The 20,119-nt window shown below is 69.7% G+C and carries 8 protein-coding genes and 3 tRNA genes; 5 read left to right on the top strand and 6 right to left on the bottom strand.

The features are described 5' to 3' along the window. Positions 1–160: 160 nt before the first annotated feature. Entirely contained in the window at positions 161–1,606 is a 1,446-nt protein-coding gene (locus QCN29_RS33330; RefSeq protein WP_279932842.1) for a xylulokinase, read from the bottom strand. Between the two features lie 36 nt (positions 1,607–1,642). After that, a complete protein-coding gene (locus QCN29_RS33325; protein ID WP_240138153.1) occupies positions 1,643–1,945 on the bottom strand; it encodes a YtxH domain-containing protein in 303 nt (100 codons plus the stop codon). A 220-nt stretch (positions 1,946–2,165) separates the two neighbouring features. Here QCN29_RS33325 and QCN29_RS33320 point away from each other — a divergent pair. From QCN29_RS33320 to QCN29_RS33310, 3 genes are all read left to right on the top strand, one after another. Then, a tRNA-Asn gene (locus tag QCN29_RS33320) sits at positions 2,166–2,238 on the top strand. A 5-nt stretch (positions 2,239–2,243) separates the two neighbouring features. Continuing rightward, positions 2,244–2,316: transfer RNA gene (locus QCN29_RS33315), tRNA-Asn, on the top strand. Positions 2,317–2,495: 179 nt separating this feature from the next. Continuing rightward, positions 2,496–2,572, top strand: a tRNA-Ile gene (locus QCN29_RS33310). A gap of 431 nt (positions 2,573–3,003) precedes the next feature. Here the strand turns inward: QCN29_RS33310 and QCN29_RS33305 are convergent. Continuing rightward, complete coding sequence (locus tag QCN29_RS33305) at positions 3,004–3,876, bottom strand: alpha/beta fold hydrolase (protein ID WP_279932841.1); 873 nt, start codon at positions 3,874–3,876, stop codon at positions 3,004–3,006. A gap of 85 nt (positions 3,877–3,961) precedes the next feature. On the opposite strand from QCN29_RS33305, the gene QCN29_RS33300 reads away from it, so the two are divergent. After that, complete coding sequence (locus QCN29_RS33300) at positions 3,962–4,519, top strand: CGNR zinc finger domain-containing protein (RefSeq protein WP_279932839.1); 558 nt, start codon at positions 3,962–3,964, stop codon at positions 4,517–4,519. Between the two features lie 698 nt (positions 4,520–5,217). Here QCN29_RS33300 and QCN29_RS33295 read toward each other — a convergent pair. From QCN29_RS33295 to QCN29_RS33285, 3 genes are all read right to left on the bottom strand, one after another. After that, positions 5,218–5,850, bottom strand: a complete 633-nt coding sequence (locus QCN29_RS33295; RefSeq protein WP_279932838.1) for a TetR/AcrR family transcriptional regulator — start codon at positions 5,848–5,850, stop codon at positions 5,218–5,220. Between the two features lie 61 nt (positions 5,851–5,911). Next, positions 5,912–6,598 (bottom strand): alpha/beta fold hydrolase, encoded by a 687-nt coding sequence (locus QCN29_RS33290; protein ID WP_279932837.1) that lies wholly within the window; start codon positions 6,596–6,598, stop codon positions 5,912–5,914. Positions 6,599–6,901: 303 nt separating this feature from the next. Beyond that, on the bottom strand, positions 6,902–16,495 hold the full coding sequence (locus QCN29_RS33285; RefSeq protein WP_279932836.1) for a hypothetical protein: 9,594 nt from the start codon (positions 16,493–16,495) through the stop codon (positions 6,902–6,904). Positions 16,496–16,774: 279 nt separating this feature from the next. Here QCN29_RS33285 and QCN29_RS33280 point away from each other — a divergent pair, with 279 nt between their 5' ends. Next, positions 16,775–18,097 carry a hypothetical protein gene (locus QCN29_RS33280; RefSeq protein WP_279932835.1) on the top strand — a complete coding sequence of 441 codons (1,323 nt, stop codon included), beginning with the start codon at positions 16,775–16,777 and terminating at the stop codon, positions 18,095–18,097. Positions 18,098–20,119 lie beyond the last annotated feature (2,022 nt).

Below are 20,119 nucleotides of genomic sequence, written 5' to 3'. Positions count from 1 at the left end.
AATGAGCCCCGTCTGGCGGTACCTCCGTGGGGGTACCCCTGGGGGCACCTCCGTGGGGGCACCCCCGGACGAAGTCTGGGGGAGGTAGCTGGGGGAGGAGTCTGGGGGGAGGTAGCCGGGGGAGATTGAGTAGCGGGGTCCGGGGGCGGAGCCCCCGGAATCAAGCCCCCGCAGGGAACGCACCCGGGTGGATCTGGTCCCGTGTCGCCCCGTACTGCTGCCGCACGGCCTGTCCCACCGCCAGTTCCTCGCCCGGCTCGAAGATCTGCGCCGCGGCCCCCTGCCAGGCGGGCGGCGACTGCGAGGTCAGCGCGCCCTGCGAGACGCCCAGCGCCCAGGCGGCCTGCCGGGCCGCGCCCAGTGCCGCATAGTCGGCGGGCTGCACCACCACGACCTGGGCGCCGAAGATCGCCGGGGCGGCGGCCTGGACGGCCGGCAGTTCGGCGGCCGCGCCCAGCAGGAACACCCGGCGCACCTCCACTCCGCGTCCGCGCAGCACGTCCATGGCGTCGGCGAGCGAGCAGAGCATGCCCTCGACGGCGGCCCGCGCCAGATGCTCGGGCTTCATCGACTCACGGCGCAGTCCGCTGAGGGTGCCCGCGGTGTGCGGCAGCTGCGGGGTCTTCTCGCCCTCCAGATACGGCAGCAGCACCAGGCCGGACGCGCCGGGGGTCGACTTGAGCGCCAGGGCGGACAGTTCCTCGAGACCGTCCAGGCCGAGCAGCTCGGCGGTGCCGCGCAGCGCGCGCACGGCGTTGAGGGTGTGCACGACCGGCAGGTGCATCCCGGTCGCGTCCGCGAGCGAGGTGATCATTCCGCTGGGGTCGGCGAGGGCCTCGTGGTGCACGGCGGTCACGGAGCCGGACGCGCCGAGTGAGACCACGGCGTCGCCGGTGCCGACGCCGAGCCCGAACGCGGCCGCCATCGTCTCGCCGGTGCCCGCGGAGATCAGCAGCCCCTCGGGGGTCATGCCGGCGGCCTCGGCCGGGCCGAGCACCTCGGGCAGCGCGCAGGAGTGGCCGATGGCGAGCTCCACCAGGTCGGGCCGGTAGGCCCCGGCAGCCGCCGACCAGTAGCCGGTGCCGGACGCGCCGCCGCGGTCGGTGGTCCGGCGGGCCGGCCGGCCCAGCAGCTGCCACACCAGCCAGTCGTGCGGCTGCAGCAGCGCGGCGGTGCGCTGCGCCGCCTCGGGCTCGGTGCGCGCCAGCCAGCGCAGCTTCGCCACGGGCTGGGCGGCCTGCGGCACGGAGCCGACGGCCTCGGCCCACGCCTGCCGTCCGCCGAGGGCGTCGACGAGATCGGCGGCCGCGGCCTGGGCGCGTTTGTCATTGCCGAGCATGGCCGGGCGCACCAGGCCGCCCGCGGAGTCCAGCGGCACCAGACCGTGCGCCTGTGCGCAGACGCCGATCGCCTGTACGCCTTCGAGGAGCCCGCCCGAGGCAGCCTCGCCGAGCGAGAGCAGCCAGGCCTGCGGATCGACCTCGACGGCCTTGGCCTCGACGGGGTGCGGAGCGTACCCCTGGCGCAACACGGCGCCCGTGTCCGCATCGCAGACGACGATGCGTGTGAACCCAGACGAACTGTCCAACCCGGCGACTATCCCCATGTCCGGAGATTCTGCCGCACGCGCGGGGCCGTCATGTCATGTGTTGCTGGTGCCCCAGTCGTCCTCGGCGTCCCCCTGCCCGCGCTCCCTCAGCGAGCGCACCCGGTCGGCCACCGAGGACGGGACCCGGTCGCCGACCCTGTCGCTGACGACGTGGAAGGCCCGGCCGGCGGCCTCGCGGCCGCCCTGCGCGGCGGACTCGGCGGCATTGCGGACGGCGGGGTTCTGACTGAACTCGCGCACGGACTTCTTCATCTTCTCGTACTGCTCGCGCCCGGCGCGCGTCCCCAGCACATAGCCCAGGGCCAGTCCGACCGCGAACGTGAGCTTGTACCGCATGGCTGCCACCTTCCCTTGCGTCGGCGCCCTGCCTCGGCTGCCCGGCGCCGTGTCGAACTCACGGGCCTGCCGCCTACCCGCGGGCCGCGGAGATCATCCGCGGGCGCCCGCCGCATACCGATTGGCGGAGCACCCCCCTGCTTGCGCTAATGTATGTGTCGCAGCGAGCGCACGCCCTCCGGGACGCCCCCGGTAGGTACGTTCGGTGCACACGCGGCAATCCCCTGTAGCTCAATTGGCAGAGCAGCCGGCTGTTAACCGGCAGGTTACTGGTTCGAGTCCAGTCGGGGGAGCGCGATCCCCTGTAGCTCAATTGGCAGAGCATTCGGCTGTTAACCGGAGGGTTGCTGGTTCGAGTCCAGCCGGGGGAGCAGACACGGAAGAGGACCCGCGAGGGTCCTTTTTCTATGTGACTTCCCTGCGCCGGGGAACCGGGCGGCACGCTTCGCGGTCCTGATGGTTGGGCATGGCCGACCAGCCGAGGCAGGAGATCGTATGAGCGGCTATGCTGCGGCAGACGGCGTGCACAAATGTGCGCGACACGCCGTTGGGGGCGGTAGCTCAGCCGGTTAGAGCAGCGGACTCATAATCCGTCGGCCGTGGGTTCGAGTCCCACCCGCCCCACCACGCCCGTGGTGTGCAGGATCGTTTCTACCTGTGGAAACGTGAGAACGGGGGTCGCCACTCCAGAGTGGCGACCCCCGTTCATCCGTTCAGATCAAGATCCAGTGGACACCTGGTGGACACGGGGACGATCCAGTGGACGGAGGGCCCTCACGCCGCCTTCCGGCACCCGCGCCGCGCGCTCACCCGCGAGTAGGCGTGGAACTCCCACCTCAGGGAGGTGGCGTGGTGGATCTGAACCACCTTGGCGATGTCGAACTCGACCACCTGCAGGGCTCCGGGGTACTTCTGGGCGCTTGCGGGGTTCCAGTCGATCCGGCCCTGCCCGGTCAGCTGCAGGATGTGGCCGTTCTCCCAGTCCAGAAAGACAGGACGCCCGTGACGACCCAGGGGCCGCTCCGTGTGGGGAGCGTACGGGAGTGAGCGGACCCTGATTACCTCCAGGCGCGGTTGAGGAAGTCGGCGATCAGCGGGGCGATCTCCGGCAGATGGGTCTCCAGTGCGAAGTGGCCGGTGTCGAAGAGGTGGACTTCGGCGTCGGGCAGATCGCGAAGGTAGGCACGGGCCCCGGGCTCGGGGAAGAAGGGGTCGTGGCTTCCCCAGGTGATGAGGGTGGGCGGAGTGTGCCGGCGCAGCCACGCCTGCCAGTCGTCGTAGCGCTCGACGTTGGAGTGGTAGTCGAAGATCAGTGCCTGCTGGGCCTCCTTGCGGCCCGGCAGGTCCAGGAAATGCTGGTCGAGGGTCCAGCCGTCCGGGGCGATCCGTTCGGGGCTGGTGACGCCGGTCTCGTACTGGCTGCGGGTGCCGTCGAGGGTGAGCATGCCCTGGATGGCTTCCCGGGCGCCGGGGGTGGTGGGGGTCAGGCCGATGAGGCCGCGGGCCGCGTCTGAGAGGCCTTCCTCGTAAGCGTTGCCGTTCTGCACGACCAGCCCGGCGATCCACTCGGGGTGGCGTTCGGCGATACGGAAGCCGATGGGCGCGCCGAAGTCGAAGACGTACATCACGAACTGGGCGAGGCCGAGGCGCTGGACGAAGCCTTCGGTGATGTCGGCGAGCCGGTCGAAGGAGTAGGTGAGGCCGTCCGGGGCCTGGGTGTGGCCGAAGCCGGGGTAATCCGGGGCGATCAGCCGGTAGTGCGAGCCGAGTACGTCGATGAGGCGGCGGAACTGGTGAGATCCGGACGGAAAGCCGTGCAGGAGCAGTAGTACGGGCGCGTCGGCCCGGTCGGGGAGGGACTCCCGGTAGAAGACGCGGACGCCGTCGACCTCAAGGTGACTGTGGACGGTGCGGGCGAACGGAGCGAGCATGCCTAATTCCTTGTTTGGCGATTGATGCATTAGGTATAGCTCGTGTCTGGCTAACGCGTCAATGCGTCGGTGTACCATTAGCCACATGGGTGATCTCGTACCGCTGATCGGAGAACCGCTGGCGCTGGACCTGGTCAACAGCCGTCCGACCGCCGACGACCTGCTCGCGACCCCGGACGACCTGAGGGCCTGGTGGGTCCTCCAGGCCGACCGTCTCCCGGATGAGGTGCCACAGGAGGTCACCGCCGCGGATCTGGCAGCGGTGCACGCCGTGCGCGAGCACACCGCCCGCGTCCTCGACCGCGTCCGTCGAGGCGATGAGCCCCAGGCTGCCGACCTGGAGGCGCTCAACCGGGCGCAGCGTGCCGCACCGGCGATCAACGAGCTGACGTGGGACGGGTCGGCGCTGGCTGCCACGCGCCGACGCGACGGCTCACCGGGCCGCCGGCTGGCAGCCTGCCTCGCGGAGGCCGCCGCCGAACTGCTGGCGGATCCTGCGGTCACCAGGATCCGGGAGTGCGAGGCCGACCACTGCGTGATGCTCTTCCTGGCCGCCCATCCGCGCCGCCGCTGGTGCTCGGCCGCCCGCTGCGGCAACCGAGTGCGTGTCGCCCGCCACTACCAGCGCCACAAGGCCGGATAGCCCGAGCGTCCCGCACCTTCCATCCATCCCGCGTCCGCTCCTCTCGCCCCGGCGGCAGCCGGCGGCGTGGAGCGCCGCGGCGGTGCGCGCACTGCGGCCTGCGGCCCGATGAGGAGTGAGCGACTGCTGAGAGTGGAAGGGCGCTGCCTCGAGGTCGTCCTGCCGCTCGGCCACCCGGCTCAGCTGCCGCCGCAGGCGGTGACGTCGTCCGCCATGGCGAATAGATCCACCGCTCGCTCCATGCGGTTCCGCGCCTCTTCGACCCGGTCCTGATTGGACACGGCTCGCGCGAGGCTCTGGTGGATATGTGCTGGGCACAGGGGTGGCCCAGGCGTTCTGCCGCCTCCATCGCGAGGTGCGAGGTGGCTTCGAGCTCGTGCCACAGCCCTTCCGGTCCAGATAGTCACCGACGGCCCAGGCGAGCTGCCAGGTGTGCGTGTCGAGCCCATGAGTGGCTGCCGTTCTGATGGCGGCCACCAGCACCGCCCGTTCGAGCGTCCAACCATGCAGCGGCCAGGCCGCAGTGCCCCGGCTTTGGGCCGAACTCCTCGGCCCGGACGCCCCGGGAGGGCGCAGACAGTTCGGCTACGGCTGGTGCGTTCCGGCCTGCTCGGAAGAGGCGCTGCACGTAGCGCACGGAGGCGCGATCCGGCATCGGGAACAAGCGCCGCCGGCCCGGTAGCCGCCGCGAGATCGTGTCACGACCTCTCAGGGCGCCGGAAGATGCCGTACCAGTAGCCGTAAGCCAACTCGCGGGCGACCACGGGATCGTCATGGCCGTCGCTTGTGGCTACTTGCTGGGCGATGACCTGTCCGCCGCCTCGCACCATCACTCTCGCGGCGCACAGCGGGTCGACATCAGCAGGTGTGCGACCGGCCGACTGTTCCTCGATCAGCAGCTTCGTGCTGTGGTCGATGAACCGGTCTTGGGTTGATGTCCACGACTCACGTACAGAAGGGTCGTATGCGGCCACTTCGTTGATCGCTGCCAGGAGGGCCGCGTGCTTGCGGTAGTGCCTGAGCAGCTGCTCGTATGTGCGGGCAAGCCCGTCAAGTCCGCCGGCGGGGCCGCAGGGCTGCCAGCCCTGTACGATCCCGAAACTGTCCGACTTCAGGAAACCGCTCAGCCGCAGGAGCACATCCACCTTGTCGCGGAAGTAGAGGTAGAACCCCGAGCGGGAGATGCCCCCGGCGGCCGCGATCTGCTCCACCCCCAGTTCGGTGTAGGTCCTGCCGTCGTGCAGCAGTTCTCCGATCGCGGACAGAATCCGCTCCTCCACTGCGGCGCGCCGGTCAGCGGCGGTGGAAGGCCGTCGAGTGGTTGATGCCATGTTCCCATCCTATGAGCGGGCAGGACACGGTGTGGTCTCGGGCACCGGCTTGAGGTTCGCCTCAGGGGGTCGGTCGGCTCCCATGGGCTATGTAGGCGAGAAGGGCGGCGAGTGTCGACGGCATGGACAGGAAGGGCGAGTGGCTGCTTTGCAGCCGATGAACGGCATGTGCCCGGACGGCGAGCTTCTCCTGTTCCTCGGAGGGCAGTGCCTGGTCCTGCTCGCAGACGATGTAAGTGGAGGGGACGGCTCGCCATCCGGCTTTCGTCACGCGGTCGCTGAATGACCTCGAACTCTGCGGTACGAGCCTCCGGACCGCTCGCGCGGCCTCCTCCTCGGATACGTCAGCGTAGAACGCCGCCGCCGCGACACTGCCTTCCGCGGGCTGGATGACGCCTGTCGCGTACTCCGGTTCAGGAGCACCGTGGTACCCGTACAGACTTTCGCCGACGTCCAGTTGATAGGCGGCCAGGTAGACGGCATGCGAGACGTTGGGGGCGTCGGCGATGGCTTGGGTGACCGGAATGCCTCCGTAGGAGTGACCGACGACGACCACGGGCCCGTCGATGGCTTCAAGGGATTCGCGGACGGCCCGCGCATCCGCATGCATGCCGGCGAGTGGCTGGCTGGTCGGAGCGTCCGGCGTCGCAGCGCTGGGCAGTGCAACCGTTCGTGTTGCCCAACCATCGGAAATGAGCGCGGATTCCAGCCCCTCCCAGCACCAGGGGCCGTGCCATGCTCCGTGCACCAGGAGCAAGGTGGGTCGGGGTGCTTCGGTGGTAGCCAAACCAAATCTCCTAGCTGTTCGAGGCGTTGTCGGCTTCTCGGCCGCCGCGGCCCCGTGAAATGGGCCGGGTTCAGTGATGGCAGATGTGCATCCGGCAGCCGACTGGGGGGGGAAGACCGGCTGCCGGATGCAGCACCTTCCGAGGGCTGCCCGATGCCTGCGGCAGCCTCAACATCCCAAAGGTTAGAGTGGATTGGACACGGTGTCCAACGCACCGTCCAGCTGGGTGTGCGCCAGAGGGACCGCCAGCCGCGGCCGCCGCCCTCACTCGGGCTCACGGGGTCTGGGTGCGTCGAGGAACGCCTCCGGGACCGCGGGCGCTGGCCGACGGGCCGGAGACGCGGGCCCGGACTCCTCCGAGAGCGACAGCTCCTCGGCGATGTCGTCCCGTGCCCGGTCCGGCACCCGGAGGTTCGCGAGGTCTTCCTCCGGGATCGGCCGTGCGGGCGACCAGAGCCCGGTCCAGTCCCCGGCCTGGTGCCCGAAGGTGTTCGAGGGGACGGTCACCGTCGGCTGAGGGGTCCTGGGGCGGGCCAGCAGATACTCCGCACCGCGCCGGTACAGCGTCACCGTGCGCCCGTCCTCCGCGTCGTGTGGGGCATGGGTCTCGGCGCTGCCGTCCTCCGAGACGACGGTGATCCGGATTCGGTGGGCGGCCGCGGCGAGTTCGGCCGCGGTACGGGCGGTCGCGTCGTCCCAGCGACGGGCCGTGTGCAGCTGCGTACGGATCAACTCACGCGTCTGGCGCTGCGTCAGGGCCAGGTCGTCGGGCAGCGTGCCGCCGCCGCGCCGGGACCGCTCCGCCCGCGCGGCGTCGGGGGTGACTCCGGCGCGTACCAGCTCGTCGTGGGTGAAGGGCGCTGTGCGATCCAGCACGGCGGACGGCGGCAGCGGGCGGCTGCTCACGAGGGCGACCGGATCGCGGTCGCGGCCGGGAGGGAGGGCCGCGGCCAGTGCGGGCCAGAAGCCGTTGCCGTCGCCCGACGGCTCGACGAGGTCGTAGACGGTGCCGTCCGGGGAGGTAAGCGTGGGCTTCCCGGCCTCGGTGCCGTGCCGCCACGCGTTGGCGCCCGCGGTGTTCCACGGCGCCGTGTCGTGGGCGGGAAGCCGGGGCCCGGCACCGGCCTCCGGGGCCCGCCCGTCCCGGGAGCGCGGACCGGGCAGCGCGGGCTGCCGGACCAGATCCCCGTCGCGCACCGCAAGCTGGTAGTGCCGGTCCTTCAGATGCAGTACGACGTGGGGGAGCTCCTCGTCCTCCGCGGCCCCCAGCGGTGTGAAGTCCTGGAAGTGGCCGTCGTCGCCGCGCACCACCGTGATCCGCGCCCCGAAGGTCCGCGCCGCGAGGGCCGGGAGCAGGTCGGCGGCGCCGTGGTCCCACCCGGCGTCGTCCGCGGCGTCGCCGGGACGGAGTACCTGGGCCGCGGCGAGGGCGCCGCGCTGCGCGTCGGACAGCCCGGCGTGCATGGGGATGCGGCCGGAGTCGTCGAACTCGCGGCCCTCGGGGGTGTTCCGGTCGAGGACGATCCCGGCAGCCGCCAGTTCGGCCGCGCTGAAGGCGTCCATGGTGTCCGGGGAGGCGAAGCCGAGCAGGTCCGCGTTGTCCGGATGGCGCAGCCGGTCGGCGAGCCGCTCACGGAGCGCGGACACGATCGTTCCGCGGTCCGGCAGCGTTCCCAGGTCGCCGAGGAGCGCCGGTTCGGCGTGGTGCAGCCCCTCGACGAGGGCATGGTGGAAGGCGTCGCCGTCAGCAGTTACGTCGCGCAGGGCGTAGACATCGCCGGTGGGCGAGGTGAGCGTCGTCGGGCCGCCTGACTCGCCCGGGGCCTCGGTGTAGCGCGCCCGCTCGGGCGCGCGGTTCGCCGGAGGCGTGTTGAAGACGACGGGCGGCGGTTCGAGCAGGCCCGCGCGCACTTCCGGCTCGTCGGGACCCTGCGGTTCCGCGGATAGCCGGTGCCAGCGGGTGAGCCGGTCGGTCTCGGCCCGTACACGGTGGAAGTCGGCGGCTGCCCCCTCCGCCCCGCGCAGTTCGGCTTTCATGGCGCCGACCTCCAGGTGCAGTGCGCGGCGGGCTGCCTTCAGCGCGGCGGCGGCGTCGCGTACCGCCTGCCGGGCGAGCGCCGTCTCGGCGGACTCGGGAGGTGCGGCATCCGGAGCCGCGCGGTGGCCCGGGTCCGGCTGCGGGGTCCGGTCCGCCTCCCTCGCCTGTGTGAGTCGGTGCTTTGCAGCGGTCAGGTCGCGCCGGCGGGCGTTGCGGTGGTCGCGCAGCTCCGGCACGGCCCGGCGGTGGTCCCAGTACTTCTTGTCCGCGGCCACCCATGCGTCGCTCGCCCGGGTGACCTTCGCCCACGCGTCCGCGACCCGGGGCGGGAAGGTGTCGTCGCCGACGAGCCCCAGTTCGCGGGCGACGTCTTCACGCACCCAGGCGATGACCTGTGTCCGCGCCTCCACGGCCTGCGGGCCGGGCTTGACATAGCCGAACGGTCCCAGGCGCCGGCCGAGCCAGGAGCCCACCGTACTGTCCTTGAAGTGCCGGTCGACGTCTGCGACGCCGAGCCAACTCGTCGGGATGGCGAACAGGAAGCTGCGGCCGGTCCTGGGTTTGACGTTCACTTGGGCGCCTTCGGCCGAGGCCAGCCTGCCGCCGTCGGTCTCGGCGGTGTTGACGCCGGTGTTCGAGGCCTGGGGGATGGCGGCGCCCGCCGTGTTCGTGATCAGGAGCGGCTGCCCGCCCAGGGAGGAGTCCTGGACGCCGGTGCGGGAGACCGAGGCGTCCCGGCTGTCGGTGTGCCGCTCGGCGCTCTCCATGGTGGTGTCCGGGGCCACGGCCAGCAGCCGGGCGCCCGAGAAGTCGGGCTTGGAGTAGAGCCGGTAGTCGCCCTGGGCGCCGCCCGCGAAGGTGTCTTCGGCCAGCCCGGCCACCGCATAGCCGTGGGTGGTCGTGCTGTCCCCGAAGAAGGCGGCCAGCGTCGCGCTCTCGGTGCCGTCGTGCAGCGCGAGCGCGGAGGCCGTGCCCGGCAGGGTCAGCCCGGTGCGGCGGGCCTTGGCGACGGCGGCGTCCAGTTGCTTGCCCGCCAGATTGTGCTGCCCGCCGGTGGCGGGGCCGACCGTGGTGCCGTACGCCTTGGCGACGGCCAGGTCCCCCGCCGCCCGCAGCGTGTCCAGGCCGACGACCCGGCGGACGTGGAAGCCGTTGGCGGGGAGTGGGAATGGCCGGTGGGACCCGTCCGGGTGCGGTACCGAGCGCCAGGCGTCGATGGATTGCGGGGTGACGCTGCCCTGCTGCCAGACGGTCACCACGGGAGCGGGAGCGTCCAGCACGGGGGTGCCGAGCGGATCGCCCGGATCGCTGCCGGTCCGGGGAACCGTCAGGCTCAGCGGCAGTTGCTCGCGCAGCCGGCCGACATCGCCTTCCTGCCGGGCGACCGTACGGCCGTCCACGTTCAGCGTCAGCCGCAGCCGGTAGCCGGTGAGGAATTCGGCGTAGGGCTCGTTGGCGTAGAAGACGTGCGTCTTCAGGCGCGCGGTGGAGCGGCTCGTGGAGGTGGGCTGGGAGGTGGTGCCCAGCTCGCTGTAGGTCGGACCCGCGGCCTTGGCGGTACTGTCCCCCGTGCGCACGCCTTCCCCGACGCTCACCCCCGTCGTGCCCGTGCGGGTGGTGACCTCTCCTTCCTCGACCGTTTCGGTGGCGGCCCGGTTGTCCTGCAGCGTGGCGCTGTGGTCGAGGCCGTCGAACTGCGGCTCGTCCGCGATCAGTTCCACCCGCAGGGAGCCGGTCCGGCCCCCGACGCGGACGTTGTTCCGGCCCCAGCCGCCGACCCGGGCACGGGTCGCGGTCCCGCCGTAGGACATCTGGTCGCGCAGGGCGCGCACGGTGCGCGGGGTGACCAGGGAGTGGACGCGGTCGCGGCTCGCGTCGTCGATACCGAGGGCGATCAGCTGCCGGTCGAAGTCGGCCAGCACCTTGGTGGTGTCCAGCGAGTTGACCGGATACGAGCCGAAGGGGTTGTCCCGCAGCCACTTCGGCTGGCTCCAGACCCGGTCCGTGTAGCGAGGCACCTCTCCCAGCCGGTCCCTGATCAGCCCCAGCCGGTGCGCGGCCTTCTCCGGGAGGTGGCCGAGCCAGTCGGAGGCGAAGGTGAGCCGCCTGCCCGCCCAGATGGTGCGGTGCCAGGTGACGATCGAGTGCAGCGGGGCGAGCACACCGTCCGTGCGCACCGAGCCGACGATGTCGTGCTGCGTGTCACCGGCCACCAGCACCTTGTGGCCCTCGGCGTCCCGGTCGATCTCCGAGGTCACCGTGCGGGTCACGGTGCGCGAGGCGGTGCGGGACCGGCCGAGGCGTCCCAGCAGACCGTACGAGCCGCCGAGTGAGGGCCCGACGGGATGGGTGTGGGCGAGGGCGCCGACGCCGGCGACGGTGAAGGTCTGGGCCGTGGTGACCGCTCCGGAGGCCTGGCGGTCGCTGCCGACCGTCTGCTCCGTTTCGATCTTGACGGGCTTGGAGACGACGACGGGGTCGACCACCCGCATCCGGTGTACCAGAATGCCCAGCCGGTTGAGGTAAGGCCCCTTCCCGAAGAGCCCGGTGATCCGCGAGCCCGCGGGTCCGGACGCCTGGTCGAAGCCGCCCGTGAGGTACTGCGGCTGGAACGGCCGCACCGCGGCGTCGTGCGGCGCTGCCCCGATCTGCGCGAAGTGCCACGACCCGCCCGAGGCGTCACCCATGACCGCCTCGACGGCGGAAACGAGTTCTCTGTGCGCGCCCACACTGACGGTCTGGTACGGCTGGTCGCCGAACGGGTCCGTCGCATGGCTCGCGGACACCTCACGTGTGTCGCCGGTCGCCAGTGCCTTGGTCTGAGCCGGGTCCAGAGCCTCGTCCCTCGGCGGTGCGGTCGCGGCGGACGCCCCGTGCGGGTCGGTGTCCGGGGTGTGCTCGTCGGGGACGGAAAGCAGCACGCGGCCCACCACCGGCTCCGCGAGGAGGTCCGCCTCCGACTCCCGCCATACCAGGAAACGCGTACCCAGCAGTCCCAGCGAGCCCATGCCCCGCCACATGCTGCGCGGGCGCCGGTAACCACCGCTCCGCGCGGTCAACTCCAGCCGGTAGCTGTGCAGATGGGAAGGGCCGGCGCTGGCCGCCAGGGGCTCGTACGAGACCGTGGCTCCGTAGCCGGTCTTGTGGCCCTTCTGCCGGCCCCACCGCGGGCCCGCCTGGACGGTGCCGATGTTCGAGGGCGCGCCGATGCCGTCCGTCGCGGCGTCGCGCACCGACAGACTGGCGTCAAAGCCGACCTCCACCGTGCGGACCACGCTTCGCTGGCCGTCCAGGCGGTCGGTGCCCGGGGCGCTGCCCCGCAGGATGAGGTCGTTCTGGGTGCCCTGGTACCGCCGGTCGGACAGTTTGCCGTCGATCCAGATCCAGCGGTGGGCGCGGGTGAGGCGGCCGGGCTCGACGAGGCCGATCCCGATGCCGGTGGTGGTGAGCGCTTCGAGATTTCCCGCGACGCTGTGCTCGGACAGGGTGTTGATGACGGTGAGGGTATTCTGCAGCGCCATGCGGTAGTGCTCGGCGTCGCGCCAGCGCTTGTCGGAAGGGCTGCCAAACTCGTCCAGCGGCGCGATCGAGCCCGGGTGTGCGCGGGCGGCTGCCCGGATCACCTGGTCGGTGAAGGAGTCCAGCAGGGTGAGCGGAAGAGCCGGGTCGTCGCCGACCGGGCGGACCGGATCGCCGTTGCCGTACGTGAACGCCTCGGGTCGGCTCATGCCCAGTACCGCGGGGTTGTCCACGGTCAGATAGACGGGGGCGAAGGGTTCGTTGCGGTTGCGGCGGCGCAGGGTGGTGCCGTCGTCCCAGCCCGCGAGGCGGCGCGCCTCGGTGCGCGTCATGCGGTCCAGGCTCCACGTGGTGAACGGCGTCGCCCCCTTGTCGCCCGTCCTGCGCACGTAGACGGTCTTGCGGACCAGGTAGAGATCCGTCGGGACCTTCTTGGCCCGCCCCACGATCTTGCGCCCGCCCGAGCCGCCGAACACGCTGCTGTGCGTCGTGCTGCGCCCGTATCTGCCGACCGCCCCGAGCATCGCGCGCAGGTTCGCCGCGGAGCCGAAGAAGCCCAGCAGGTCGAAACTGGGGCCGAGGGCGGCGTTGACCTCCTGGCTGTAGGTCTTGGACAGTGTCCGCTCGTTCTTGACGGTCTGCTGGACGGTGCTGCGCATCTCGGCGGCGGCCGTCTCCGTGAGCAGCGTCGCCTCCCCGGGCACCACCCGGTCCACGACGAACGCGCCCAGCGGGGAGCGGGAGCCGTCCTCGCCGAACAACTGGCGGCCGGTGACCCTGCCGTGCGCGAGCCGGTCGGCCATGCGGTGGAAGTTCTCCGAAGAGAAGAACCCGGCGATCTCGTCGTACGCGGCGCTGCCCGGCTCGGCGCCCACCTGGGAGACAGCCCACTCGCGTATTTTCCTGACCGGGCCGTAGCCCTCGGTGTGCACCAGCCGGTAGTCGGAGTGCGGACCGAGCGTCATCGTACGGGGAGCCGGGCCCGGCTCGGCCGGCCTGGTCTCGCTGTCGGACAGCCGTACGGTCAGCCCGTTGCGGACTGCGAAGGTCAAGTGGGTCTCTCCCGGCGAGAACGTCCTGGGCAGTCCTGAGGGAGCCAGGCCCGACGGAGCTCCGCCCAGAAAGACCTCGTACTGCACATCGTCCAGGTGCAGATGGGAGCCGTCGGCCATGCGGGTCTCGACCTGGCTGAGCGTCTGGACCTGCATGCCGTAGGCGTACCCGCGGTTGAGCGCAAGCGCGCCGCCGACGCGCCCGTACGCCACCACTCCGGACGCCGGTCCGACGGAGAGGGAGGGGGCCACCTGGAAGGTCGTGCTCACACTCTTGTCCGCACCCGTGGTGACCTGGCTGCGCTGGGCCTCGTCCACCTTCGTGTCGTGGGCGTCGGTGAACCGTTCCCAGTTGCCGTGCGGCCGGGTCGTCACCCGCAGCACCCTGACCCGGCCCCACGCGTCCCGGAACGGCGGGGACTCGTAGCCCTCGCCGTGGAAGACCCGCGGGGTGGTGCGCAGCGCCCGTTCCAGATGGGCCAGCGGATTGTCCGGGCCGGGGTTGGGTGACCCGGCGAACCCCATCCGGTCGCCGATCTCGCGTACGACCTGCTCGATGCCGCGCAGGGTGACCTGGCTGTGACCGTAGCTGACGCCCCGGGTCTCGTCGGTGCCGTCACCGGTGAGGTAGGCGGGCAGGCGGCTGCCGTCGCTGAAGACGACCGGCCCACCGGTGCGGGACGGAGGGACCAGCGAACGGTCCAGGCGGGGCGGGCGGTGGGTGTCGAGCTGCGCCTCGATCCGGGTCATCGAGGTGTCGGACGCCGTGGCCCTACCGGGCTCGGTACCGGAAGAGCCGTCGTTTACGGGAGGCGCCGGCTGAGCCAGGGAAGTGGAGCCATCCGAAGCCGCGGCGAGCGCAACGGCGGAGTAGCCGTCCTCTGGTCCGTCCTGAGCATCGGATGCGTCGGTGTCCGGTCCGGAGAGGATGGCTCCCCACAGTGTGGTCAGGGAGTCCTCGAGTGAGCTCGCCATCTCCTTAACCGAATATCCGCCCTGGAAAAGGCGATGCAGATCGGTGGAGACAACCGGGGGTAGGCCTTGTTCCAGCAAGAGCCTGAACAGCAGCAGCTGAACGTTGAGTCTGCGGTTGCCGTCGGTGAATGGATGGACGACCTGGAGGGCGCGAACGGTGCGAGCGATGGCGGCGAGAACAAGATGGTCATTGCTCGCCGCGGCCTGGATTTCTTCATAGTGGCGATTGAATATGGCGTCTACCAGTCCGGGTACCTCCTCGCTGCCGTACGTGGTCTGAATTACCGGGTTTCTGTACTGGAAGGTGTTGAGGAAGGTGATGGGCGGCTCAGTCGTGCCATCGAGAAGGCTGTCCGTGACCCTTGCGATCAGGATCCGGCCGTTCAGTTTCTCCTCGAGCAGATCAGCGCTCAGGTCACCGGCGCGCAGCGGGAAACCAGTCCAACCCTGCCCGGACCACTTGAACTTACCCTGGACGTGACGCGTGACGAGCTCGTGCAGCCGCTTGTACTCACTGGAATTCATCCGCTGAGTGAGGGCGGATTCATCGTCCAGAGCCGTTCGATAGGCATCGACCATGCTTTGCTGGAAGCCAGGGGACTGATCCTCGTCGTAGTATCGGCCGATGTCACGGTATCGTTCGGGATTAGCTTGGAAAGCGGCTGCCGCCTCCTCGTGATGCCTGGGGTCGATGTAGAGCATCCACCATCTGTCCTCTGGCAGGAATGCCGACAGAGGAGTCGCTCCGTAGGTCTCAATGTCAGCCCTCTCGCCCTCAGGCGCCAGGACTTCCGGCGCACCCGGGCCGGTCGGGGCCAGCTCGGCCTGCGCCGACTGCTGCTCCTGTGTGTCGTCGCTGTCCGCACGGGACACCTCATCGACGTCGCTCGCGACAGGCGTGTGCAGATCGGCAACCCGAAGCCCGGTGTCGGTGGAAGTCGCGCGCGCGGCGTACCACTGCCGCTCGACCTCGCGCACACGTGCCAGGGCATCCGCCAAACGCGCGGACGCGGCGGCGATCGCGCTGCCGTCCGCATGGGCGGAGGACTCCACTCCGGCGGCGTGCGCCGCCTGGGCCGCCGCCAACGCCTCCTGGGCTGCGAGCACGGCCGCCCGGGCCTCGGCCCCATCCCGCCACTCGCCTACCGGAGGCGGCCCGGGCTGCGGCTCCGTCCCCGCCTCGGGGTCTGTGGCCTTGCCCTTCCCCTTGTCCTGCGAGTCCCGGGACGGTCCGGCAGTGGTGGGGGTGATGGTGGTCTCGTTCAGTGCCAGTCGGACGGTGTTTCCGCCGTTGGCCGGGACGAAGAGCATGTGGGTGGTATCGGTCGACAGGTGGTAGTCGGTCTCGACTGTCCGGGGAATGGCGCGGAGTTCCTCCCGGTTCGCTATTCGTCCGATCCAGCCGTTGTCCCCTCGCAGGATGTAGCCGTCTTCGTGGAGGAAGTCGTCTCCGAATCGGGCCCATGTGCCGTGCAGGGTGACACCGTCCGGCAGGATCACGGTCCCCGCCGATCCCACCTGGTAGGCGTAGAAGCCCGAGGAGTAGAGGTATGCCCGGGAGAATTCCTGGAAGGTCTCTGCTGCTTGCTTGCCCTTCCGGTTCGCGATCGGCGTCTCTGGCTCCGCGAGCCCGAAGCGCTCCTGCATCACCGTGATGTCATGCCCGAGCGCCCAGCCCTCTTCCCGGGGATCCACCCAGGCATCACGTGAACCGCCAGGTTGCGGCACCCACGGCAGCGCCACCGGGCCACCCGGCCCCCGGTACCGTTCAAGGGCATGCAGCTCCTGCTGGAGCAGAGCGCCCTTCTTGGCCAGCTCGGTGATTCCCACGATGTCGGCCAAGGGCAGGTGTCCCCGGCCCACCAACTGCTCCGCTTTCCTGATCTCTTCCTTGAGGTCCCGGGCAAGTTGCCGTATCTCACGGCGCTTGTAGTCAATGACCAGCGGGTCAGGACCGTCGACATCCATCGCGTCGTGGTCGCGGAACCGCACGGGTGCGACGGATCGCGGTACCTTCTTCAGCTGTTCGACCAGGCTCCTCGCTTCAGTGAGGAGAACGTCGAGACGTACCCTCGAAAGACCAGCGGCCTGGTTGCGCATCGAATAGGGAACACCGAAGTTCTGCGCGATATCCAGTGTCTCGTGCAACGTGTGATAGGCAAACTGCGTCGTGTGGTCGAAATGCAGCCGCCAGAACGAGAAGATGCCCCACGCGACCGCCCCCAACTCGAACTCCGTCGCCCCCACCCAACGCGCCACCTTGAACATGCGCATCGCAGTGAACGACTGACCCGCCCAGACAGGGATCCTCAGAGAACGAGCCAGCATCGTCGACGCCTCATTCTCGTTCCGCGTCGACGGATGAGTCTTCATCGTACCGTCTTTGCTCCTGATGGGATTCTGGCCGCGGTCCGGCGTAGTGGCCACCCGCATCCCAAAAGCATCAATGGCGGCAGTACTCAGTGCCTCCTCGGGAAGTTCCGGTGGCAACATACCCGTGCCGTATGTCTTCGGTGAACGCTTGGCCTCCCCACTGAAATACTCATAGAGGTCATGCATGACCATCATCTTGTCGCGAAGATCGAACTCATGCGGACGCTGCAGAACCCCCGCCATACCACCCCGGTCCCACACCGACGTCGCCAGATGCTTGATCTTGTCAGGAAGATTCTTCTGCCTGAAATACGTCAGATACGTGCCCAGCTCGCGGCCATCGACATGCGAAACCCCCGACGCCATCTCCTGAAGAATGGCCGAGCCGCGCACATGAGACATCAAGAAACTGTGGATACGCGTGAAGAGCACGTTCAGCAAGGCCGAGACATGACCCTCAGCCTCCACCTGATGCGCAAGCACCTTCTCCGCGTGCCGATTCTCCTTCGCCGCCACCCAACCCATAAGGCCACGGGCCAGCTCTGTCGCATTGTTCACCTTGACATTGTGCATCTTCGCACCGAAGTCCGGATGGCGCCCGACCTCAAAATCCAGCAGATCATGATAACCACGATGGCCCGTAGGCTCCACAATCAGCTTCTTCAGTTTCTTTTGGATCCTCGCAAAATCCTGGTCATAATTCGCCTGCTCACCCGGACTCAAAGGCCGGGACATCAGATGCTGCCGACCCTTCAACTGTGTATCGAACTGCCCTACCAGGTCCGCAAGATACTGCCGATACCTCCGCAGCCCGGCAGCCGACTCCCTGTCCCGCATATCCTGCACGCGACGCCCAAGCGAAGACTTATCAAAGTTCAAACGCTGCCCACGCAGCGTCAACTCCGCGTCCTTCGAATCCCAATCCCGATTGAACTGGGTCTTCGCATCAGCGGTCTGACGAACCGTCCCCGACCTGAACTCCACCGCCTGCTGCAACGCCCTCACATGCTGCTGCGCAGCAACCACTTGCTGGCCAAACATGCTGTGCTGATGTCGGAAATAGTGCTGCTGCCACTGCAGCAGTTCACCCTCAGCGGTACGCAGCAAATCCACAGCGGCACGTTCCTGTTCAGCAAGCCGCTGGTTCCCCAGACGCCGCTGTTTCACCGCCTCCTGCACATCAACCTGAAGGCGCGCCTCCGTGTCGCGGATCTGCTTCCGCAGACCCGACTCATGCTTGGCAACACGATCGTCTATATCTCTCCGAAGCTGCTCCCCATAACTTCGGAACCCCTCCGTGAGGTTCGTACCATCCACCTCCAAGGCGCCACCAGAAAGGCCACCGTGACGCAGACCAAGCTCACCAGCCAACTGGGACGCGAGTTCCCTGGCAGTATCCTCCCTACCCCGCGCCAACTCCTCCGCCACACCTATCCGCGCAACCTCATAAGCATCACGCGCCGCCTGAATGTCCTCACCCGACCCGAGCACCACCGCAGGTGAACCAAGCAACTCACCAGCCCGATCCATAACCTCGCGGAAGTTCCAGCCGGACAACTCCCTCATCCAACCAGGCAGCCGCCCGTCATCCCTGCCAGAAAGATCACCCAGCCCCAATCCCACCATTCGATGCTCCGCAGCATCGAACAGCCCCGCCGCAGCAACAAACCGCCGCTCACTCTCGGCCAAGCGCCCCGGATCCTGCGAAGTACCCGCACCCATAACCCGGGACAGCAAACCAAGCCTGTCCCCAAAGGCATCCACCAACGCCCCTGCCGCATGCGCATACTCATACATTGCATCCCAGAACATCTCAGACCCGCCTGAGGACTCAATGCTTTCCACCCCGGCATCCGAGGGTCTCCGCGGAGTGCCGGAGACCAGCGCGCCGAGGGAGTGCGCGGCTTCGTTGAGTTCGCCGTCCGGGCCCACTTCTGCCCACATCAGCGCGGTGGCCGGGTCGCGGTCGTCGGCCACCGGTATGACGACCGGTGCGTCCAGGGCGTTGGCCAGCATCTCCGGCAGGGTGAGCGGGCTGATCCCCTGAGCGTCCGGGACTCCCAGCGTGTCCGGGGTCAGCGGGACCGGGAGGACCACCGGCTGGCCCGGGCGCCAGCCCATGTTCTCCTGCAGGAAGTCGGGGAGGTCGGTCAACGGCACGGTGTACGTGCCGAGTTGCACGCTCTCTTGCGCCTGGTCGTACGTCGCCTCGTACAGCACCGGCGGCACCTCGCCGCCCGGCTGCACAGACCCGGGCAGGATCTGCCCGGCCAGCACCTGACCGGAGAGGACACCGTGCCGGATGATCTCCGCGGCGACCAGGTGCTGCGCACGGACCATCGCAGGGTGGATCACCGCCCCCGGGCGGCTCTCGGGCCGGGGCACGAGTGGCGCGATACCGCGCGGGTCGACACCCGGCAGCACCTGGTGGGCGCGGACCGCGAGGATCGTGGAGGCGTTCGCCAGGGCGGTGCTGACGGTGTCGGGGTCGCGGTCGGGGTCGGTGAGGACGGTGTGCGCCGCGTCCGGGTCCCAGCGGGGGTCCTTCGGCCGGTCCGGCGCCGGCGCGGAGTGCCCGGCCGGCGTAGCGGCGTGTGCACCCTCACCCGCCGCCAGGTCGTTGATCGACGCCGGCCGGTTGTAGTCGGGACCGGTACGGGTCGGCCTGGGCACGCGACCACCGGAGCCGTCTGCGTGGTTGCTGGTGTCGCTGTTCGGCTTCCCGGCGTCAGGGCGCGCGCCGCTGGCGGGGTTGCCCTGGGGGCTGCCGCCCGCGGTGTTGTTCGCCCCGTCGGGCACCGGGCGTCCGGACGCGTTCGCTCCGGTCTGCTGGGGCACCGGGAAGTCCGGCCCTGACCGCACCTCGGAGTCGGGGGTGTTCGTCGTGGGCCGCGTCTGATCCGGGGTGTCGGCACCAGACGCCGGACGGGCTTGCGCGCCCGTCGAAACAGTCGAGTCGGGCTTGGTCGTGCCGACGTGGCTCGTGTCGGGGGTACGGGTCGGGCCACCAGGCGGCGTGTGCGTTGTCGGTGTCGTCGGGTCCGGGCTGTCGACAGCCGATGCATTCCGCACCGGACCGTTCGTCGGGCCCGTCGAGTCCGGGCTACCCGCCGTCGGCCCGGGACGCGGTGTCGTACCGCCCCCAGGCGTGCTCGGTGGTCGCGGGGTGTCGGCGGGGCGCTGCGACACCGACGTCGTTCCCGACCCGCCCGCATCACGCGGGTCCCCGGGCTTGGCGATGGACGTGGCGGGGTGCTCGACCTCGGTGGCCGAGCCGTTGCCGCCTCTGTTCATCGTCGTCCCGGTGTCCTTGGACGAGCCGGTGCTGGATGGGGCATGCGGGGCCTGGCCTGTCGGCAGGTCGTTGATCGTGGCAGGACGGTCGTAGCCCGGTCCTGTGCGGGTCGGTGTTGGCGCGGGGCCGTCGGAGGCGGGTGTGGGCTTTGCTGTGTTCGGTTGCGGGTTGGAGTTCGGTTTGATGCCCTGAGGTTGGGCGCCCAGGCTTTGTCCCTTGCCTGGGAACGG

This window comes from Streptomyces chengmaiensis (assembly GCF_029846775.1).
Classification (GTDB): domain Bacteria; phylum Actinomycetota; class Actinomycetes; order Streptomycetales; family Streptomycetaceae; genus Streptomyces; species Streptomyces chengmaiensis.
This window is presented reverse-complemented; position numbering and strand designations above follow the sequence as displayed.